Here is a 20542-nt window from a genome sequence, read left to right as displayed (position 1 = left end):
CCATGGCACGCACGGACGCAGTCGGCCTGCCCGACGGTGAGCGCATCGAGGACGTCGACGTCTCCGAGGAGATGCAGGGCTCCTTCCTCGAGTACGCGTACTCCGTCATCTACTCGCGGGCGCTGCCCGATGCGCGCGACGGCCTGAAGCCCGTCCAGCGGCGCATCCTGTACCAGATGGCCGAGATGGGCCTGCGGCCCGACCGCGGGCACGTCAAGAGCGCCCGCGTCACCGGCGAGGTGATGGGCAAGCTGCACCCGCACGGCGACGGCGCGATCTACGACGCCCTGGTGCGGATGGCGCAGCCGTTCACGATGCGCGTACCGCTGATCGACGGCCACGGCAACTTCGGGTCGCTCGACGACGGTCCTGCTGCGGCCCGGTACACCGAAGCCCGTCTGGCCGAACCGTCGATGGCGATGACCGAGGGCCTCGGCGAGGACGTCGTGGACTTCGTCCCGAACTACGACAACCAGATCATGCAGCCCGGCGTCCTGCCCGCGGCGTTCCCGAACCTGCTCGTCAACGGCGCGTCCGGCATCGCGGTCGGCATGGCGACGAACATGGCGCCGCACAACCTGGGCGAGGTGGTCGAGGCCGCGAAGCACCTGCTGATGAACCCGCAGGCCACCCTCGAGGAGCTCATGGAGTTCGTCCCGGGGCCGGACCTGCCCTCCGGTGGCACCATCGTCGGGCTCTCCGGGGTCCGCGACGCCTACGCCACCGGCCGCGGCACGTTCCGCACCCGGTCGAAGGTGAGCGTCGAGAACCTCACCCCGCGCAAGGTCGGACTCGTCGTCACCGAACTGCCGTACCTCGTCGGCCCCGAGCGCGTCATCGAGAAGATCAAGGACGGCGTCCAGTCCAAGAAGCTCGTCGGCATCTCGGACGTCAACGACCTGACCGACCGCAACCACGGGCTCCGGCTCGTGATCGGCATCAAGAGCGGCTTCAACCCCACCGCGGTGCTCGAGCAGCTGTACAAGCACACCCCGCTCGAGGACGGCTTCGGCATCAACAACGTCGCGCTCGTCGGCGGGTCGCCGCGCACGCTCGGGCTGCGCGAACTGCTCGACGTCTACGTGCAGCACCGCCTGTCGGTCGTCACCCGGCGGTCGGAGTACCGGCTCGCGCGTCGTCGCGAGCGGCTGCACCTGGTCGAGGGACTGCTCATCGCGATCCTCGACATCGACGAGGTCATCCAGGTCATCCGCACCTCGGACGACTCCGAGGCGGCACGGAGCCGGCTCCGTGACGTCTTCGACCTGTCCGAGGTCCAGGCCGAGTACATCCTCGAACTGCGGCTCCGACGCCTGACGAAGTTCTCGCGCATGGAGCTCGAGGCCGAGCGCGACCAGTTGCTCGCCGACATCGCCGCGCTCGAGGAACTCCTGGCGTCCGACGAACGGCTCCGTGCCCAGGTCGCGCTCGAGCTCACCGAGGTCTCCGACAAGTTCGCCACCCCCGCCGCACGCTGCTCACGGAGGCCGACGCCCCCGTCAAGGGCGGTCGCAAGGCCGCGGTCGACCCGGAGTCGCTCCAGGTCGCCGACTCGCCGTGCCGCGTGCTGCTCTCGACCACCGGACGGCTCATCCGCGTCGACATCCCGACGTCGGAGCTCAGCATCGTCCGCGTGCCGAAGCGCTCCAAGCACGACGCCGTCCGCTCCGCCGTGGTGAGCACCGTCCGGGGCCAGGTCGGCGCGCTGACCTCGACCGGGCGGGTGCTGCGGCTCTCCCCGTCGACGTCCCGGCGGTGCCGCCGGCCGCGGTCCGGCTCGACGCCGGCGTGCGGGTCACCGACTTCCTCACCCTGACGAAGGGTGAGACCGTCGTGGCGCTCGTCGACCTGTCCGGCGCCTCCGAGGACTCGCTGGCGATCGGCACCGCACAGGGCGTCGTGAAGCGCGTCGTGCCCGGAGCCTGGCCGGACAAGCCCGAGTTCATCGCGATCGGCCTGAAGCCCGGCGACGCGGTGGTCGGCGCCGCTCAGGCGCCCGAGTCCGACGACCTGGTGTTCATCAGCTCGAACGCCCAGCTCCTGCGCTTCCCCGCGTCCGGCGTCCGTGCCCAGGGGTTGCCAGCCGGCGGTGTCGCGGGCATGGCGCTGGCATCCGGGTCCTCGGTGATCTGGTTCGGGTCCGTCGCCCGGTCCGACGACGCCGTGGTCGCCACGGTGTCCACGACCTCGACGGCACTGCCCGGCACGGACTCCGGTCGCGCCAAGGTCTCCGCGCTGTCCGAGTTCCCCGCCAAGGGCCGGGCGACCCAGGGTGTCCGGGCGCACGCGTTCCTGAAGGGCGAGGACGGGCTCACCGTGGGCTGGGCGGGCATCGCTCCCCGCACGCGGTCGGCACGGACGGCGCCGCGCGCACCCTGCCCGACTGGCTGTCGAAGCGTGACGGGTCCGGTGCACCGCTCGAGGCCGTCATCGGCTCGATCGGTGGCAGTGCCGCGGCGCTCGACGGCACCGCTGGCGACGCGTAGCGCGCGGCGAGGTTCCGCTCCGGCGTCTGTTCTCGCGAAAACGACAGTGTCACGCGAACAGTTCGCGGGACACTGTCGCGTCGGCGGCACGGACCGCGCACGGTGGCGGCACGGTGTCGCTCTGGCGGCACGGACCACGGAGCGCGCACGCTGGCGCACGGTGCCGCGCGCGGTGGCTCGCCGCGGGACCGAGACTCGGCCTGAGCGACCGAACTCGGAGCGCGCTGCCCGAGACGAGTCGCTCACCACGAGACTCGGGCCAGCGCCGCCGAGACCCGGGCGGGACCGGCGCGCTACGCGTCGATGCGGTCGCGGTCCAGACCCTCGCCAGCCAGGATGAACTCCTTGCGCGGGGCCACGTCGTTCCCCATGAGCAGTTCGAACACCTTCGCCGCGCTCTCGGCGTGCGTGATGTTCACCCGCCGCAGGGTCCGGTGCGCGCGGTCCATCGTGGTCTCGGCGAGCTGGTCGGCGTCCATCTCACCCAGACCCTTGTAGCGCTGGATCGGCTCCTGGTACTTCTTGCCGGTCTTCTCGAGCTTCTTCAGCACGGTCTGCAGTTCCTGCTCGGAGTACGTGTAGAGCGTGTCGTTCGGCTTGCCGCGGTTCACCACGACGACCCGGTGCAGCGGCGGCACGGCGGCGAACACCCGGCCCTGCTCGATCATCGGTCGCATGTAGCGGAAGAACAGGGTGAGCAGCAACGTGCGGATGTGGGCACCGTCGACGTCGGCGTCCGACATGATGATGACCTTGCCGTAGCGCGCCTGGTCGATCTCGAACGTCCGGCCGGAACCGGCGCCGATGACCTGGATGATCGACGCGCACTCGACGTTCGACAGCATGTCCGACACGGACGCCTTCTGCACGTTGAGGATCTTGCCGCGGATCGGCAGCAGCGCCTGGTACTCGCTGTTGCGTGCGAGCTTCGCGGTCCCCAGGGCCGAGTCCCCCTCGACGATGAAGAGCTCGGTGCCCTCGGTCTCCTGCGACCGGCAGTCGGCGAGCTTCGTCGGCAACGAGGAGTTCTCGAGCGCGTTCTTCCGGCGCTGCGTCTCCTTGTGGGCGCGGGCCGAGATGCGGGTCTTCATCTCCGCGACGACCTTCTCGAGCAGCGTCGCGGCCTGGGCCTTCTCGGCGCGCTGCGTCGACGTCAGGATCTCGGTGATGCGCTTCGACACGACCTGGTCGACGATCTTGCGGACCGCCGGCGTGCCGAGGATCTCCTTCGTCTGCCCCTCGAACTGCGGCTCGGGCAGTCGCACGGTCAGCACGGCGGTCATGCCGGCGAGCACGTCGTCCTTGTCGAGCTTGTCCTGCCCGACCTTGAGCTTGCGGGCGTTCGCCTCCACCTGCGCACGGACGGCCTTGACCAGACCGGACTCGAAGCCGGCCTGGTGCGTGCCGCCCTTCGGCGTGGCGATGATGTTGACGAAGCTGCGGAACACCGTCTCGTAGCCGTCGCCCCACCGCAGCGCGAGGTCCACCTCGCAGGAGCGCTCGACCGAGGTGGACACCATGTGGCCCTTGTCGTCGAGCATCGGGACGGTCTCGGTGAAGGTCCCGGTGCCCTGCACGCGCCAGACGTCGGTGACGGCGGTGTCGGCCGCGAGGTGCTCGACGAACTCGCCGATGCCGCCCTCGTAGCGGAAGCGCTCGACGACCGGACCGGCCTCGACGGCGGTCCCCGTCGCCTCGGCACGCGCGACGGCGGCCTCGATCGAGGTCACGCGCTCGTCGGTGATCGTGATGCCGAGCCCGGGCACGAGGAACGCCGTCTGCCGTGCCCGGGTGACCAGGTCGTCGGTGCTGAACCGCGCATCGGCGGTGAAGATCTGCCGGTCTGCCCAGTACCGGATCCGGGAACCAGTGACGCCCTTCTTCACCTTGCCGACGACCCGCAGCTCACTGCCCGAGGTGAAGGGGCTGAACGGGGCGTCCGGACCGATACCCTTCGTGTCGTCGAACGTGCCGGGCTCGCCGCGGTGGAAGGACATGGCGTAGGTCTTGCCGCCACGGTCGACCTCGACGTCGAGGCGCTCGGACAGGGCGTTGACCACCGAAGCGCCGACGCCGTGCAGACCACCGGAGGCCGCGTAGGAGCCGGAACCGAACTTGCCACCGGCGTGCAGCTTGGTGAACACGACCTCGACCCCGGTCAGACCGGTCTTCGGCTCGACGTCCACCGGGATGCCGCGGGCGGTGTCGCGGACCTCCACCGACCCGTCGGCGTGCAGCACGACGCCGATCTCGTCACCGTGCCCCGCCAGGGCTTCGTCGACGGAGTTGTCGATGATCTCCCACAGGCAGTGCATGAGCCCACGGGAATCGGTCGAGCCGATGTACATCCCCGGACGCTTCCGGACCGCCTCGAGCCCTTCGAGGACGGAGAGATGGCGTGCGGAGTAGTCGGAGCTCACCGTTCGATGCTACCGAGCGGCACCGACACCCTCGGCGGGGACACTCGCACTGGGGACAACCGATCCGCGCTCAGCGAAACAGCGCTGCACAATGCATCGTTCTCAGGCATCACGTGTTGAAATGGTGCAACCACCCGGCACCACCTGCGATCCGTGAGGAGCACAGCAATGACCCAGACCGTGCAGGACCCCTCCATCGACGAAGTCAGCAACCACCAGCTGACCGCCGCCGACCGTTGCGACAGCTGCGGAGCGCAGGCCTACATCCGAGCCACCATGTCGAGCGGCGAGCTCTTCTTCTGCGCGCACCACGGCGCCGAGTTCAAGGACAAGCTCGCGGCGACCGCCATCGAGTGGCACGACGAGAGCAGCCGACTCTACGAGTCGAAGTAGCGCGCGAAGGCGCGAGCACAGCAAGACGGGGGCCCGGTGCCAGCTGGCACCGGGCCTCCCGTCTGTCCGTTGCCCGTCTCAGAACGCGCGGTTCAGCGCCCAGGCGGCGCCGCGGTAGCTGTTCGGCCCCCAGACACCGTCGATGGGGCCGCTGTAGCGGCCGTGGGCGGCCGCCCATCGCTGCAGTGCCCGGATGATCTCGCGGCTCTGCCAGTTGTGGAGGTCGCCTGCACGAAAGTACCCGCCCTTTGCGAGCTGCTCGGAGACACCCGTCCAGGAGTTCGGACCCATGATCCCGTCAATCGGCCCCTTGTAGCCGTAGTACCCGGCCATGCTGCCGAGGCACTGGAGCCGCTTGTAGAAGATGGTCCCCGGAACCCCGTCGAACTCGGTCGTGGTCGTCGGCACCGAACTGCAGGCCGCACTGATGCGCGGCGTCGCGGCCTCAGCAGGAGCTGTCTGGACGACGGCCCCGGCAGTGGTGATTGCCACGACGAGTGCGCCGACCAGGGCGAGGACGGATTTGCTGGTGTGCATGATCCTCCTTTGTCGACTCCCAACATTTCACATCCCGCACACGACTGATCTGTTCTGGCAACAGTTGCCACGCATCGGAGACGACGAAGGCCGGGTCCCATCGGAACCCGGCCTTCTCCTTCGTGCGTCACGCGATGCGCTTGAACGCCTTGTCGACGTAGCGGTCGACCGTCGCGCGCGCTTCGCGTGCGTAGCGGTCGATGGTCGCTGTCCGCTCGGGATCCGGCGCGTACTCACGGCCCAGCCGAGCGGCTGCTGCGGCGAGCACACCGTCGGTCAGCTGCGGGTTGAGCGGCAGGATCGGACCCTGCGTGTGCGTGCCGAACGACGTACCGACGATCGCACCCTCGACCGGGGCTCCAGCCTGGTTGCCGCCGCCGGACACCACGTCGGCGAACGGGGTGGCCCCGGCCGCGAGCTCGATCGTGGTGGCGTGGTCCTCGAAGCCGGCGAGCCGCTTGGGTGCCCCGGGGAGCAGCGGGTACCGGGTCTCGAGCACGAAGTAGTTGACCCGCCGTTCGGCACCGCGAACGGCTCGGGCGTCGAACACGCCGAACCCGGCGAGCGGAGCACCCTCGGTGGGGACGACCTCGTTCGTCGCCAGGTCGAACCCACCACCGACCGCGACGACCGGCACGCCGTCGCTCGCGAAGGAACGGAGCGGAACGGCGATGCGGGCGACGTCGGCACCGAGCGAGCGCATCGCGCTGAGCGGTCCGTTGCCGATGACGACGACGTCAGCCGCGGTGGGCAGGTCGTCGCCGGGCGCGTACTCGAGCACCTCGGTGTCGAGGCCGGCTGCGGCGGCACGGCGGACGAGGGCAGCGACGTTGCCGCGGTCCCCCGAGACGCCCATCTGCCGGGGGTAGACGTGCAGGATGGTCAGCCGGTCGGCCGTCATGCGGTCTTCTCCATGTCCGGGTGGCCAAGGGCCTTGCGGGCGATCATCATGATCTCGTAGTTGACGATGAAGTTCTTCGTGCCGCTGGTCGTCGACCCGAGCTGCTCCATGTGCTTGATCGCGGCCTCGACGTCGGGTTCGACCCGACCGATGCGGACACCGGCGTGCTCGAGGGCGATCGCGATCTGCCATGCCTTGTCACCGGACACGACGTCGACGTGGTCGAGCTTCGAGAAGTCGATGTCGTAGATCCACGAGATGTCCGGCGTGCCCTCGTCGATCGCCATGAGGACCTGCTCGGGGCGGTCCGGCAGTGCGTCGAGGTTGAGCTGGAGGCTCGCGGCGTTCTTGAACATCGTGAACTCGGCGGACTCGCCGGCGATCGGGAGTCGCTCGCCGCGGCCGTACGCCGGCTTCATCGTGCCGAAGGCCTTCGTGACGGCGTCGGCGCGGAACTGCGTGCCGAGGGCCGCGCTCGCCGTGGCGGTGGCAGCAGCAGCGTCGACCGCGTAGTGCAGGCCGCGTGCGGGCAGGCGCACCGCGATGTCGGCACCGTCGAAGCGGATCGTCGCACCGTCACCGGTGTTCACGACGACCTCGGATTCAGCCGCGTTCGGCTGGGCGTCCTGCCGATCGAAGTCGTCGGCGTTCTGCAGGCCGTTCGGTGCCGCGGCGACGACCTCGGCGCTCGCACCGAAGCGCAACACCCGCTGGCCGGTCCGCGCCACGTAGGCGTCGAGGAACTGGTCGTCGCGGTTCGTGATGACGTTCGCCGTGGACAGTGCCGCGGTGTCGAGCATCATGTCGGCGACGCGCTCGGTCTCGAAGAACCGGTACAGCTGATCGACCTGCACGTTGAGCATCGTCACCGTGGACGGCGACAGGATGCCGGCGAGCTCGACCGCGAAGGCCTCGTCGACCTCGAGGATGCCGATGTCCGCCTTCAGGCGACCGGTCAGGGAGACCTCGGACAGCAGCGCCGACGCGATGCCCTGCGGCAGGTTGGCGCCCGAGGGGTTCGTGAAGACGCGGAGCCCGTGCGCCCGGACGATGTCCGAGATCATGTGCGTCGTCGTCGACTTGCCGTTCGACCCGAGCACGAAGACGACGCCGTTCGGGAACTGCTTCGTCACGTGCTGCAAGAAGTCCGGCACGAGCTTGAGCACGATGTAGCCGGGGTACGCGGACCCCCGCCCCGCGCTCGCGCGAGGGCACGGAGGATCCGCCCGATCAGGATCGGGATGAAGAACCGCATCGGCCTACTCGAGGTAGTCGCGCAGCGACTGCGACCGCGACGGGTGGCGGAGCTTCGCCATCGTCTTGGACTCGATCTGACGGATGCGCTCACGCGTCACGCCGAACGTGTCACCGATCTGGTCGAGGGTCTTCGGCTGGCCGTCACCGAGGCCGAAGCGCATGCGGATGACGCCCGCCTCGCGCTCGGACAGGGAGTCGAGCAGGCTCTCGAGCTGCTTCTGCAGCATCGTGAAGCCCACGGCGTCGGCCGGCACGACCGCCTCGGTGTCCTCGATGAGGTCGCCGAACTCGGAGTCGCCGTCCTCGCCCAGGGGCGTGTGCAGGGAGATCGGCTCGCGGCCGTACTTCTGCACCTCGACGACCTTCTCCGGGGTCATGTCGAGCTCGCGTGCGAGCTCTTCCGGAGTGGGTTCGCGACCGAGGTCCTGCAGCATCTGACGCTGGACGCGGGCGAGCTTGTTGATGACCTCGACCATGTGCACCGGGATGCGGATGGTCCGGGCCTGGTCGGCCATGGCGCGGGTGATCGCCTGGCGGATCCACCACGTCGCGTAGGTGGAGAACTTGAAGCCCTTGGTGTAGTCGAACTTCTCGACCGCACGGATGAGGCCCAGGTTGCCCTCCTGGATGAGGTCCAGGAACTGCATGCCACGGCCGGTGTAGCGCTTGGCGAGCGACACCACGAGGCGGAGGTTCGCGCCGAGCAGGTGCGACTTGGCACGCTGACCGTCGCGGGCGACCCAGCGCAGCTCGCGCTCGGCCGGCTTGGTGAGGCCGGTCGAGTGCTGCAGCTTGTCCTCGGCGAACAGGCCGGCCTCGATGCGCATCGCGAGCTCGACCTCCTGCTCGGCGTTGAGCAGGGCGACCTTGCCGATCTGCTTGAGGTAGTCCTTCACCGGGTCGGCGGTCGCACCCGTGATGGTCGTCGAGTAGACCGGGGCTTCGTCGTCGTCGGTCTGCGAGATGACGAGCGCGCCAGCGGCGACCGCAGCGGCGGCGTCGGGCTTGATCGCCTTGTCGTCGGTGTCCTCGACGTCCTCGGTCGGCTCGTCGGTGGCTTCGTTCGCCTCGTCGACGGGGTCGACCTTCTTCGCCTTCGGGGCGGCCTTCTTGGCCGGGGCCTTCTTGGCGGGGGCCTTGGTGGCGCGCTTCTTCGGCGCATCGGTTCCCTCGGTGTCCGTGGCGTCCTCTGCCACAGCACCCTCGGGCTGAGTGTCCTTCGTGGGATCGATCGTCGTGCTCCGGGCAGCCATGCGATCACCTCTCTCGTCGTGCCACGTTCGTGGGGTCGTGGCCTCCCTCGCCGCCCAGGGCCCGAGCCGCAGTCCCCCGCGTCGTCGAGTCCTACCGTTCCGGGCAGCACTAAGACCCATGTCAAGTCCCCCGTGCTGATCGGCGCTCCGAAGTGCACCGACAGGATGGGGGTCCTGAGTGGGTCCGTGATCATTATTGCACGTGCCGCTTCCGCAGGCGCGCAACGAGTGCAACCCAGAGCGGTCCGACGCGTATTCCCTCCTCCGCGTGGAGCACCCGCCGAGTCCGGCGCCGAGCGTGCAGGAGCATCGCGACGCCGAACCCGACCACCAGGTACTGCACCGTGAGGGCCACCCGGAAGTTGTCCCAGGCGAAGACGGTCTCGCCGGTGACGCGGGACACCACGTCGAGCAGCAGCCCGATCAGGTACATCATCACGAACGCCGCCAGGAAGCCGCCGACGTTGACGACGCCGTTCGCGGACCCCAGGGAACCGACGGGGTTGAACGTCCGGGCGAAGTCGAACCCGATCAGCGAACCGGGGCCGCCGATGCCCATCGCCACGACGAGCAGCACGAGCAGCCACGTCGGCGGGTGGCCGGGCCAGAGCAGGATCGCGGTCCACACCACGGCGAGCAGCACGACCACGCCGAGCACGAGGTTCGAGCGGCGCATCGGGAACCGCGCACACAACAGCCCGAGCACCGGCCCGGCCACGAAGCCCACGGCGACGATGATCGTCAGGAAGCCGGCGGCCTCGGCGGGGCTGTACCCGAGCCCGCGGAGCATGGGGACGCCCCACAGCAGCGAGAACACCGTGCCGGACGACTGCGTCACGTAGTGGGACCAGAACCCGAGCTGCGTGCCCGGTCGACGCAACGCGTGCCCGAACGTCCGGAACGCGGCGCCCCACGAGTGCGGCAGCGGGATCGTTCCGGTCCGCACGACCACGGGGCCGTTGCGGACGAAGACGAACGCCAGGACGAGCCCGACGGCACTGGCGGCAGCGGCCACCCCGAACGCGGGCGTCCAGCCCGCGGCGTGCAGGAGCACCGCGAACGGGAACGCCGACAGGATCTGGCCGATCTGCCCGAGGTTGCCCGTCCACTGCGAGATCTGCGGCAGGATCCGGCCGCTGAACCACATCGGCACCAGACGGATCACCGAGATGAAGGTCATCGCGTCGCCGGCACCCACGAGCACGCGACCCGCGATCGCCGGGCCGATCGTCGGCGAGAAGGCCACCACGGCCTGCCCGACCACGAGCAGCGCGGCGCCGAGCAGGACGAGCTTGCGCGGCCCCACCCGGTCGAGCGCGACCCCCACCGGGATCTGGAGTCCGGCGTACACGGCGATCTGCACGACCGCGAGTGTCGACAGCACCGCCGCTGAGACGGCGAAGCGGTCCTGCGCGTCCACCCCGGACACTCCCAGCGAGGACCGCTGCACGACCGCGAGGACGTAGGCGAGCACCGCGATGCCCCAGATCAGGTAGGCGCGACGGGAGTTCACCCGGACAGGCTACCGATCCGGCGGAGCCGGATACGCGACGTGTGTCGCCGACCCGGGTGACGTCCTGGTCGCGACCGGACGACCGACGGGAGGCGCGGGGCGGGCCCGCACCGGGCCTCCCGTCGGCCGTTCCGGACCGTTCAGGGCCCGACCCGGCTACTCGCCGCCGTCACCCTGGGTGCGGCGGTCGGCCAGGAAGCGCTCGAGCTCGGCCGCGATCGCGTCCGCGGTCGGCACTTCGCCGTCGACGTCCGTGAGCGGCGACGCGACCGGGTTGCCCTCCATGTACGTGTCGTGCCGTTCCTCGAGCACACCGACGAGTCGCTGCAGCTCGGCGTTGCCGGCGACCTGCTCCTCGACCCGGGTGAGGAACTCGCGACCCGCTTCGCGCAGGGCGTCCGTCGGGAAGATGAGGCCGGTGGCCGCAGCGATGCCGGACAGGGCGGCGACGGCCGCGTCCGGGAACTCGGTGTCCGACAGGTAGTGCGGGACGAGCAGGACGAGCCCGGTGACCTGCGCGCCGGTGGATGCGAGCCGGTGCTCGACGAGGTGCAGGACGTTCGCCGGCGCCTGGGTCTCGGGCTTCCAGACGCTCATCTGCTCGACGAGGTCGGCGCGGGTGCCGGAGACGGTCAGGCTGATCGGGCGGGTGTGCGGGACCGGCATCGGGATCGACTGCACCCAGGTGGTGTCCGCGACCTGGAGCCGGGCGGCGAGACCGGTGACGGCGTCCACGAACCGGTTCCACTGGAAGTCCGGCTCGTACCCGGACAGGAACAGGAACGGCTGGCCGATCTCGTCGCGCACGAGGTGCAGCGCCAGCCGGGGCGGCTCGACGGCGGCGATGTGGTCGTGCTCGAAGGTGATGACGGGCCGGCGAGCACGCCAGTCGAGCAGCACGTCGGGGTCGAACTCGGCGACGAGCTGGGTGTCGAGGTCGTCGAGCACCGAGGTCGTGACCTGGGCAACGGCCGAACCGGCGTCCGCGAAGCCGGTGAGCCCGGCGACCAGGTGCAGCCCGGCCGGGACGGTCGGGGCGGCCTCGTCGAACGTGTAGAGCTCCTCGGGGTGGTTCACCGTCCCCATGCTAGGCGGGGCCACCGACGCCCCCGCGCGGGACGGCCACGCCGACAGCGAACAGTGCGTGGATAGGGTTGGAGCATGGTCCGACCGACGCTCTCCACCGACTCCTCCGCCCCCTCCTCGATCTCCGCCGACGTCCTCGTGGTCGGCGTCCGGCCCGGCGCCGACGGTGCCCCCGCGACGATCGCCCAGCCGGCCACGACACCGTTCTCGGCGCTCGACGACCTCGACCTCGCGGCGATCGGCGCGACGGGCGCCAAGGACCAGCTCGTGCGCATCCCGGGCGTCGGCGTCGACGCCGCGAGCATCGCGCTCATCGGGCTCGGCGCAGGGACCGACTCCGCCGCCTACCGCTCGGCTGCCGGCAGTGCCGTCCGCCAGCTGCCGCACGCCGCGTCGATCGCCCTCGCGCTGCCGACCGACACCGACGTGCTCGTCGAGGCCGCACTCGAAGGTGCTGCACTCGGCGCCTACGCCTTCACGCGGCACAAGGGGGCCGGCACGACCGGGCCGACGCGTGGCGACCAGCGCGTGACGGTGCTCGCGCCGTCCGCCGCGACGGACGCCGCTGTCCGGCCTGGGATCGTGGCCGACGCCGCCTCGCTCGTCCGCGACCTCGTGAACACCGCCGCCGGCGACCTCGGCCCCGCCGACGTCGCCGACGTCGCCCGCGCGCAGGCAGAGGGCCTGCCCTCACCGTCGAGGTCCTCGACGAGCAGGCGCTCGAGGAGCAGGGCTTCGGCGGCATCCTCGGGGTCGGCCGTGGTTCGGCACGTCCGCCGCGCCTGGTCGTCGTCCGCTACGCGCCGGAGTCCGCCACGAAGCACCTCGCCCTCGTCGGCAAGGGCATCACGTTCGACTCGGGCGGGCTCTCGCTCAAGCCGGCGGCGTCGATGCTCGGCATGAAGACCGACATGACCGGCGCCGCCACGGTGCTCGCCGCGACCGTCGCCGCCGCACGCCTGGGCCTCGACGTGCGCGTCACCGCCTGGCTCGCGCTCGCTGAGAACATGCCGTCGGGCACGGCGACCCGCCCGGGTGACGTCCTCACCCTCAAGAACGGCAAGACCGTCGAGGTCACGAACACCGACGCCGAGGGCCGGCTGGTGCTCGGCGACGGTATGGCCGCCGCCTCGCTCGAGCAGCCCGACGCGATCATCGACGTCGCGACCCTGACCGGCGCGCAGGTCGTCGCGCTCGGCGACCGCACCACCGGCCTGATGGGCAGCGACGACCTCGTCGCGAAGGTCCGCGCCGTGGCCGAGGGCGTGTCGGAGCCGATCTGGCCGATGCCCCTGCCCGAGGAACTCGACGCCCGGCTCGCCAGCGACGTCGCCGACATGGTCAACGCCACGGTCGGCAACCCGGCCGGCGGCATGCTGCTCGCCGGCAAGTTCCTGGAGCGCTTCGTCGGCGAGGGCATCCCGTGGGCGCACCTCGACATCGCCGGTCCGTCCGAGCACAAGGGCGGCGGCTACGGGTGGCTCGGCAAGGGCGCGACGGGTGTGATGGTCCGCACGCTCATCGCGCTCGCAGAAGACCTCCAGTCCGAGTAGTAGGTTTGGTACCGGTGGGACGGGGCATCGACGCGCCTCCCACCGGTACTGCACGGGACGGGACCGGAACCACGCGGTCCGACCGTCGGACGCCGCCCTCCGCGGTGTCCACGTAGGGCCCGATCGGCCCGACACGCACGAGGGAGTTGCACCAGGTGACGGAACAGACTTACGACGTCGTGGTCCTCGGTGGCGGGAGCGGTGGCTACGCCGCTGCGCTCCGGGCCGCCGAACTCGGCATGAGCGTCGCGCTCATCGAGGGCGACAAGCTCGGAGGGACGTGCCTGCACCGTGGCTGCATCCCCACCAAGGCACTGCTGCACGCGGCCGAGGTCGCCGACGCGACGCGCGACGCCGAGAAGTACGGCGTGATCGCGGAGTTCGCCGGTGTCGAGGTCCCGAAGGTCATCGAGTACCAGCAGGGCGTCATCACCTCGAAGTACAAGGGCCTGCAGGGCCTCATCAAGGCCCGCGGCATCACCGTCGTCGAGGGCTGGGGTCGACTCACCTCGCAGAACACCGTGCAGGTCGGCGACCAGAACATCGTCGGCAAGAACGTCGTGCTCGCGACCGGCTCCTACTCGAAGTCCCTCCCCGGGCTCGAGATCGGCGGCCGCGTCATCACCTCCGAGACCGCACTGCGCATGGACTACGTGCCGAACAAGGTCGTCATCCTGGGCGGCGGCGTCATCGGCGTCGAGTTCGCCAGCGTCTGGAAGTCCTTCGGCGCCGAGGTCACGATCGTCGAGGCGCTCCCCACCTCGTCCCCGCGGAGGACGAGTCCATGTCGAAGCAGCTCGAGCGCGCCTTCCGCAAGCGCGGCATCGAGTTCTCGCTCGGTGTCCGGTTCCAGGGCGTCGAGCAGCACGAGAACGGCGTCGTCGTGACGCTCGAGGACGGCAAGACCTTCGACGGCGACGTCCTGCTGGTCGCCGTCGGTCGTGGCCCGGTGACGCAGAACGTCGGCTTCGACGAGGTCGGCGTCGCCATGGACCGCGGCTTCGTCACCACGAACGAGCGCCTCGCCACCAACCTGCCGAACGTCTACGCGGTCGGCGACATCGTCCCCGGGCTGCAGCTCGCGCACCGCGGCTTCCAGCAGGGCATCTTCGTCGCCGAGGAGATCGCCGGCCTGAACCCGGTGATCATCGAGGACAAGAACATCCCGAAGATCACGTACTCCGACCCCGAGGTCGCCTCCGTCGGCCTGTCGCAGGCCAAGGCCGAGGCCGAGTACGGCGCCGACAAGGTGGACTCGTACGAGTACAACCTGGCCGGCAACGGCAAGAGCCACATCATCGGCACGTCCGGTTCGGTCAAGGTCGTCCGCGTCGTCGACGGCCCCGTGGTCGGCGTGAGCATGATCGGCGCCCGCGTCGGTGAGCTCATCGGTGAAGCGCAGCTCGCCGTGAACTGGGAGGCGTACCCGGAGGACATCGCTCCGCTCGTGCACGCGCACCCGACGCAGAACGAGGCCCTGGGCGAGGCGTTCCTGCACCTCGCGGGCAAGCCGCTGCACGCGCTGTGACCCGCACGAGTCCGCGCCCTGTGACAATGACATCAACAACAACTGCAACCCCCGCGAAGAGGAGTCCACCCGATGAGCGAATCCGTCAGCCTCCCGGCGCTCGGCGAGAGCGTCACCGAGGGCACGGTGACCCGATGGCTGAAGAACGTCGGTGACCGGGTCGAGGTCGACGAGCCGCTGCTCGAGGTCTCGACCGACAAGGTCGACACCGAGATCCCGTCGCCCGTCGCCGGCGTCATCGAGGAGATCCTCGTGCAGGAGGACGAGACCGTGGAGGTCGGCACCGCGCTGGTGAAGATCGGCGACGGCTCGTCCGACTCCGGTTCCTCCGACGCCGACTCCGGTTCGTCCGACGAGTCCTCGAACGAAGCCGCTGCCGAGGCAGAGGCCCCCGAGGCCGAGCCGAGCACCGAGCAGGAGTCCGAGACCCCCGCCCCGGAGCCCACCGAGCCCGAGCCGGCCCCCGCCGGACAGACGCAGCCCGCAGCCCCGCAGGCGCCGTCCGCACCGCCCGCGGCCGCTCCGGTCCCGCAGGCGGCTCCGGTTCCGCCGCCCGCCGCCGCGCCGGCTCCCCGGCAGCGGTCCCCGCCCCCGCAGCACCGGCCGCCGCGCCCAGCGCGACGACCGCCGCCGCGGTGCCGAACCCGACGCAGGACGGCGCGGCCTCCGGCTACGTCACCCCGCTCGTCCGCAAGCTCGCGAACGAGCAGGGTGTCGACCTGTCCACCGTCACCGGTTCCGGTGTCGGCGGTCGCATCCGGAAAGAGGACGTGCTCGCGGCCGTCGCGAAGGCCCCGGCCGCCGGTGGTGCAGCTGCACCCGCTGCCGCGTCCGGTCCGTTCGTCGCCGAGGTCTCGCCACTGCGCGGCACCCGCGAGAAGATGACCCGCCTGCGCAAGGTCGTGGCCGAGCGCGCCGTGCAGTCGATGACCTCGACCGCACAGCTCACGAGCGTCGTCGAGGTGGACGTCACGAAGGTGGCGCAGTTCCGCGACGCCCACAAGGCGGAGTTCCTCGAGAAGACCGGTTCGAAGCTCTCCTTCATGCCGTTCTTCGCCCTGGCGGCGTCCGAGGCGCTCAAGGCCCACCCGAAGATCAACTCGACGGTCGAGGGTGACGAGATCGTCTACCCGGAGTCCGAGAACGTCTCCATCGCGGTGGACACCGAGCGCGGCCTGCTGACCCCGGTCATCAAGGACGCAGCCTCGCTCGATCTGGCGCAGTTCTCGAAGTCCATCGCGGACCTCGCGGAGCGCACCCGGAACAACCAGCTCAAGCCCGACGAGCTCGCCGGCGGAACGTTCACGCTCACGAACACCGGTTCGCGTGGCGCGCTGTTCGACACCCCCGTGGTGTTCCTGCCGCAGTCCGCTATTCTCGGTACTGGCATCGTCACGAAGCGTCCCGCGGTCGTGAAGGTCGACGGCCAGGAAGCGATCGCGATCCGTTCGTTCGTGTACCTCGCGCTGTCGTACGACCACCGGATCATCGACGGTGCGGACGCCTCGCGCTACCTGGTCGCGGTCAAGAACCGCCTGGAAGAGGGCAACTTCGCCCCCAACCTCGGGTACTGACCCAGCGCCACGGCCGACGGCCCCGGTTCCCCTCGTGGGGAGCCGGGGCCGTTCCCGTTCCCGCTCCGACTCGGGTTCGCGTCGGCGCCCGGGGCGTCAGCCACCACCACCAGCCGCACCGGCTCCCGGTCCGGCACCGAGCACGGACACCGCGGCGACGACCGTGCCGATCGCGACGACGACCCCGACCACGGCGCGGCGGAGCGGCAACCGCCGACCAGCACCGAGCGGGATGCCGAGCTCGACGACCTCGCGCAGTCGAGCCGCTGAGCCCGTCGTGTCGAGCGGCGGGTCTGCCTCGACGAACACCAGGTCGGCCGGCGGTGGGGCCCACCGGAACGGCCGCGGAGGCGCCGCAGCCCGGACCGCGTCGAGCGCCGCACGCACGGTGCTGCGGTCGCCGTCGAGCGCCGCGAGGAGCGCAGCGTCCACCTCGTCGCGACTCGGATCGCGCGGGTCGACACGGTCCCAGACGACCCGGGCGGCGAGTACGAGGACCCGTGCGGCATCGTCGCCGGGCAGCTCCGTGCCGTCGCGGACGGCTCCAGCCGGGCGGTCGCACAGCACCACGGCGCCGGCGTCGTCCACCAAGACGTCGTCGATCCCGGCGACGCCGAGGCGCACCGCGCCGTCCACGGCGGCGGCGAGGAGCTCGAGCAGCGGTACGCAGAGCGTCACGGCGACCCCGGTCGTCGGGGTGCCGAGGCGGTCCAGCGCCACCGGGAGCGGCGTCCCGCGTGGGCGGTCGAGCAGGGTCACGAGCCCGCCGGCCCCGGTCCGGCCAACCGCCTCGACGGGGACCAGGTGGCGGTGTCCGGAGGCGCACCGGTCTGCGATCCAGGACGCCGCGGCAGCGTGGTCGGCCGGCACGACCCAACGATCACTGCGGGCGGCGTCGATGCTCTGGTCGGTGCTCGTGTCCATGGTGACGAGCGTGGCGGAGGCGGGTCGGGCCTCCTGTCCGTCCTGCACGGTCTGTGGACAACGCGTGTTCGCGCACAGCCGGACCGACGGCGGTCTCCCCGGACCGCGGAGGCCGTATCCTGTCAGCATGGCACGCAGCACTTCCACAGACACGAAGGCGAAGGAGCCGGGGCGTCTCAAGCAGATGTTCCAGGTCTTCCAGATGACCCGACGGGCCGACCCGTCGTCCGTCTGGTGGTTCGCCCTCGCATTCGTCGGCCCCGTCGTCCTCGGCATCGTGTTGGCGCTGGTGCTCCCGGGCCAGAACTGGCTCGCGATGATCCTGTGGATCGTCGCCGGCGTCCTGATGGGCGTGCTGCTCTTCCTCATCGTCCTCGGCCGGTTGGCCGAGCGGGCGGCGTACTCCCAGATCGAGGGCCAGCCCGGCGCCGTCGGTGCGGTGCTCTCCAACTCACTGCGCCGACAGTGGCGCTCCAGCGAGATGCCCGTCGCCGTGCACGGACGCTCGCAGTCCGCGGTCTACCGCGCGGTGGGGCGCCCCGGCGTCGTCCTCATCACCGAGGGCCAGCGCGGCAACCTCAACCGTCAGGTCGAGGAAGAGCGCCGTAAGGTGCAACGCATCGTCCCGAACGTCGCGGTGCACATCGTCCACGTCGGCGACGGTGACGAAGCGGTGACGCTGCACAAGCTCCCGCGCGTGATGAACAAGTACAAGAAGTCGCTGAACCGCAACGAGGTCCTGGCCGTCGCGAACCGCCTCGACTCCCTGACGCAGAGCCCCGCGGCGGCGATCCCGAAGGGCATGGACCCGATGCGTGCCCGAGCCGGACGTCCGCGCTGACCAGTCCTCGGACCACCACGCAGAACGCCCCCGACCGTGCCTGGTCGGGGGCGTTCTGCGTTCGCTGCGTTCGGTGGTGGCCGCGGGTGGTGCGAGGTTGTTCACTCGGTGCGAGGACGGAATGACGCACGGAGTGATCAACCTCGCACCAGCCAAAGGACCCCGGGTCAGCGGCGGACGAGCACCGTGCCGGCGATGCGGTCGTGCGCGCCGCGGCTGTCCCGGTCGATGATGAGCGCCGGCACCACCAGGCAGAGCAGGACGGTCCGGACGACCGGGCGCCACACCCCCACGTACCCCCGCGCATCGGCACGACGCGCAGCCCGACGCAGATGTGCCCGAACGAGCCGGACAGCAGGCAGATGAACAGCACCTGGAGCGCGGCGAAGATCGCCAGCTGCACCCACGAGTGGGCGATGTCCCCGGAGCCGTTGACCGGCGACCAGACCCCGGTCACGTAGGCGATGAGGTCAGCGAGGGCTCCGTCGATGAGCAGGGCGACGATCCGGCGTCCGATCCGACCGACGCTGCGGGGTCCTTCCTCCGGCAGACCGAGGTCCTTGCCCGGCCAGCCGTCGGGGTGCTCGGAGGGCGCGGACGGACTGGAGGAGCTGCGGGCCATGCCCCCAGCGTAGGCGACGGGCCGCCCGTAACACGCCTGAAACAATTCAGTCACGTCCGGGAAACCCCGTGTCAATAGCCTCATCGGAGGTGCCTTGATCGGTACCTCCGACATCACCCAACCCATTGGAGATCGGCCCCCATGTTCAGCGATTCCTCCGAGGTCCTGGCCTTCATCAAGGACACCGACGTCAAGTTCCTCGACATCCGATTCACGGACCTGCCGGGTGTGCAGCAGCACTTCAACATCCCCGCCTCGACCGTCGACGAGGACTTCTTCTCGGTCGGCCAGCTCTTCGACGGCTCCTCGATCCGCGGATTCGCGTCGATCCACGAGTCCGACATGCAGCTGATCCCCGATGTGACCACCGCCTACGTGGACCAGTTCCGCGCCGAGCGCACGCTCATCATGATCTTCGACATCTACAACCCGCGGAACGGCGAGATCTACGGCCGCGACCCGCGCCAGGTGGCGAAGAAGGCCGAGAAGTACCTCGCGTCGACGGGCATCGCAGACACCGCGTTCTTCGCCCCCGAGGCCGAGTTCTACATCTTCGACGACGTCCGCTACTCCGTCACCCAGAACGAGTCGTTCTACGCGGTCGACTCCGAAGAGGGCGCCTGGAACACCGGTCGTGACGAAGAGGGCGGCAACCTCGCCAACAAGACCCCGTACAAGGGTGGCTACTTCCCCGTGTCGCCGGTCGACAAGACCGCCGACCTGCGCGACGACATCACCCTCAAGCTGATCGACGCGGGCTTCGAGCTCGAGCGCTCGCACCACGAGGTGGGCACCGGCGGCCAGCAGGAGATCAACTACAAGTTCGACACGATGGTCCACGCCGCGGACGACATCCTGAAGTTCAAGTACATCGTCAAGAACACGGCCGACCAGTGGGGCAAGGTCGCCACGTTCATGCCGAAGCCGCTCTTCGGCGACAACGGCTCGGGCATGCACACCCACCAGTCGCTCTGGTCGGACGGCAAGCCGCTCTTCTACGACGAGAACGGCTACGGCGGCCTGTCCGACCTGGCCCGTTGGTACATCGGCGGTCTGCTGAAGCACGCTCCGGCGCTGCTCGCCTTCACCAACCCGTCGATCAACTCGTACCACCGCCTGGTCAAGGGCTTCGAGGCGCCGGTCAACCTGGTCTACTCGGCCGGCAACCGTTCGGCTGCGATCCGCATCCCGATCACGGGCACCAACCCGAAGGCCAAGCGCATCGAGTTCCGCGCGCCGGACGCCTCGGGCAACCCGTACCTCGCCTTCGCCGCGCAGCTGATGGCGGGCCTCGACGGCATCCAGAACCGCATCGAGCCGCACGAGCCCGTCGACAAGGACCTCTACGAGCTCCCCGGAAGAGGCCAAGGGCATCCCGCAGGTCCCCGGCTCCCTCGACGAGGCGCTCGACTTCCTCGAGGCGGACCACGAGTTCCTCACGAAGGGCAACGTCTTCACCGAGGACCTCATCCAGACCTGGATCGACTACAAGCGCGAGAACGAGATCCTGCCGCTGGCGCAGCGCCCGCACCCGTTCGAGTACGAGCTCTACTTCGGCGTCTGATCTTCGCTGACACACGAAGGCCCCGCACCGTCAGGTGCGGGGCCTTCGTGTGTGCCGCGACAGCGACAGTGCGCCGCGAACCATCCGCAG

Annotated in this window: 10 protein-coding genes and 7 pseudogenes; 8 read left to right on the top strand and 9 right to left on the bottom strand. The window is 70.1% G+C overall.

What is annotated here, in order from left to right:
* Nucleotides 1-2 precede the first annotated feature (2 nt).
* Nucleotides 3-2486: pseudogene (locus JN350_RS11820) on the top strand (DNA gyrase/topoisomerase IV subunit A).
* 293 nt (nucleotides 2487-2779) lie between these two features.
* Here JN350_RS11820 and JN350_RS11815 read toward each other — a convergent pair.
* Nucleotides 2780-4906, bottom strand: coding sequence for a DNA gyrase/topoisomerase IV subunit B (locus JN350_RS11815; RefSeq protein ID WP_205462334.1), 2127 nt, complete (start codon nucleotides 4904-4906; stop codon nucleotides 2780-2782).
* A gap of 168 nt (nucleotides 4907-5074) precedes the next feature.
* On the opposite strand from JN350_RS11815, the gene JN350_RS11810 reads away from it, so the two are divergent.
* Nucleotides 5075-5299, top strand: coding sequence for a DUF7455 domain-containing protein (locus JN350_RS11810; RefSeq protein ID WP_071255055.1), 225 nt, complete (start codon nucleotides 5075-5077; stop codon nucleotides 5297-5299).
* Nucleotides 5300-5377: 78 nt separating this feature from the next.
* Here the strand turns inward: JN350_RS11810 and JN350_RS11805 are convergent, their stop codons facing one another.
* The 6 genes from JN350_RS11805 to JN350_RS11780 all read right to left on the bottom strand — a co-directional run bounded on the left by JN350_RS11805 (nucleotide 5378) and on the right by JN350_RS11780 (nucleotide 11846).
* On the bottom strand, nucleotides 5378-5836 hold the full coding sequence (locus JN350_RS11805; protein ID WP_205462333.1) for a hypothetical protein: 459 nt from the start codon (nucleotides 5834-5836) through the stop codon (nucleotides 5378-5380).
* A 127-nt stretch (nucleotides 5837-5963) separates the two neighbouring features.
* Complete coding sequence (locus tag JN350_RS11800) at nucleotides 5964-6737, bottom strand: hypothetical protein (RefSeq protein WP_205462332.1); 774 nt, start codon at nucleotides 6735-6737, stop codon at nucleotides 5964-5966.
* Nucleotides 6734-7903: a MurT ligase domain-containing protein gene (locus JN350_RS11795; protein ID WP_205462331.1), complete on the bottom strand. Its 1170-nt coding sequence runs from the start codon at nucleotides 7901-7903 to the stop codon at nucleotides 6734-6736. Before JN350_RS11795 ends, JN350_RS11800 begins: the two co-directional genes overlap by 4 nt.
* Nucleotides 7904-7996: 93 nt before the next feature.
* Entirely contained in the window at nucleotides 7997-9247 is a 1251-nt protein-coding gene (locus JN350_RS11790) for an RNA polymerase sigma factor (protein WP_205462330.1), read from the bottom strand.
* Nucleotides 9248-9440: 193 nt separating this feature from the next.
* Complete coding sequence (locus JN350_RS11785) at nucleotides 9441-10760, bottom strand: MFS transporter (RefSeq protein WP_205462329.1); 1320 nt, start codon at nucleotides 10758-10760, stop codon at nucleotides 9441-9443.
* Nucleotides 10761-10916: 156 nt separating this feature from the next.
* Complete coding sequence (locus JN350_RS11780) at nucleotides 10917-11846, bottom strand: proteasome assembly chaperone family protein (RefSeq protein WP_205462328.1); 930 nt, start codon at nucleotides 11844-11846, stop codon at nucleotides 10917-10919.
* A 75-nt stretch (nucleotides 11847-11921) separates the two neighbouring features.
* Here JN350_RS11780 and JN350_RS11775 point away from each other — a divergent pair.
* The 4 pseudogenes from JN350_RS11775 to sucB all read left to right on the top strand — a co-directional run.
* Nucleotides 11922-13399, top strand: a pseudogene (locus JN350_RS11775) (leucyl aminopeptidase).
* A 155-nt stretch (nucleotides 13400-13554) separates the two neighbouring features.
* Nucleotides 13555-14927 (top strand): annotated as a pseudogene (gene lpdA / locus JN350_RS11770) (dihydrolipoyl dehydrogenase).
* 72 nt (nucleotides 14928-14999) lie between these two features.
* Nucleotides 15000-15167, top strand: a pseudogene (locus tag JN350_RS19485) (biotin/lipoyl-containing protein); the annotation flags it as partial.
* Nucleotides 15168-15436: 269 nt separating this feature from the next.
* Nucleotides 15437-16501, top strand: a pseudogene (sucB, locus tag JN350_RS11765) (2-oxoglutarate dehydrogenase, E2 component, dihydrolipoamide succinyltransferase); the annotation flags it as partial.
* Between the two features lie 96 nt (nucleotides 16502-16597).
* On the opposite strand, the gene JN350_RS11760 reads toward sucB, so the two are convergent.
* Nucleotides 16598-17425, bottom strand: coding sequence for a hypothetical protein (locus JN350_RS11760; protein ID WP_205462327.1), 828 nt, complete (start codon nucleotides 17423-17425; stop codon nucleotides 16598-16600).
* A gap of 127 nt (nucleotides 17426-17552) precedes the next feature.
* Between JN350_RS11760 and JN350_RS11755 the strand changes: the two genes are divergently transcribed.
* A complete protein-coding gene (locus JN350_RS11755; protein ID WP_205462326.1) occupies nucleotides 17553-18266 on the top strand; it encodes a DUF4191 domain-containing protein in 714 nt (237 codons plus the stop codon).
* Between the two features lie 167 nt (nucleotides 18267-18433).
* Here JN350_RS11755 and JN350_RS11750 read toward each other — a convergent pair.
* Nucleotides 18434-18888: pseudogene (locus JN350_RS11750) on the bottom strand (RDD family protein).
* 141 nt (nucleotides 18889-19029) lie between these two features.
* On the opposite strand from JN350_RS11750, the pseudogene glnA reads away from it, so the two are divergent.
* A pseudogene (glnA, locus tag JN350_RS11745) lies at nucleotides 19030-20452 on the top strand (type I glutamate--ammonia ligase).
* The last annotated feature ends 90 nt before the right edge of the window (nucleotides 20453-20542 follow it).

The sequence above is a fragment of the Curtobacterium sp. 24E2 genome, from assembly GCF_016925595.1.
In the GTDB taxonomy this organism is placed as follows: Bacteria; Actinomycetota; Actinomycetes; order Actinomycetales; family Microbacteriaceae; genus Curtobacterium.
The sequence above is the reverse complement of the archived record's forward strand: the minus strand, read 5'-3'. Positions and strand labels throughout refer to the sequence as shown.

Bases quoted from the DNA above. Each gene is read 5' to 3' on its own strand.
- JN350_RS11755 (WP_205462326.1), top strand. From the start codon at position 17,553: ATGGCACGCAGCACTTCCACAGACACGAAGGCGAAGGAGCCGGGGCGT.
- JN350_RS11805 (WP_205462333.1), bottom strand. From the start codon at position 5,836: ATGCACACCAGCAAATCCGTCCTCGCCCTGGTCGGCGCACTCGTCGTG.
- JN350_RS11800 (WP_205462332.1), bottom strand. From the start codon at position 6,737: ATGACGGCCGACCGGCTGACCATCCTGCACGTCTACCCCCGGCAGATG.
- JN350_RS11780 (WP_205462328.1), bottom strand. From the start codon at position 11,846: ATGGGGACGGTGAACCACCCCGAGGAGCTCTACACGTTCGACGAGGCC.
- JN350_RS11760 (WP_205462327.1), bottom strand. From the start codon at position 17,425: ATGGACACGAGCACCGACCAGAGCATCGACGCCGCCCGCAGTGATCGT.
- JN350_RS11810 (WP_071255055.1), top strand. From the start codon at position 5,075: ATGACCCAGACCGTGCAGGACCCCTCCATCGACGAAGTCAGCAACCAC.
- JN350_RS11790 (WP_205462330.1), bottom strand. From the start codon at position 9,247: ATGGCTGCCCGGAGCACGACGATCGATCCCACGAAGGACACTCAGCCC.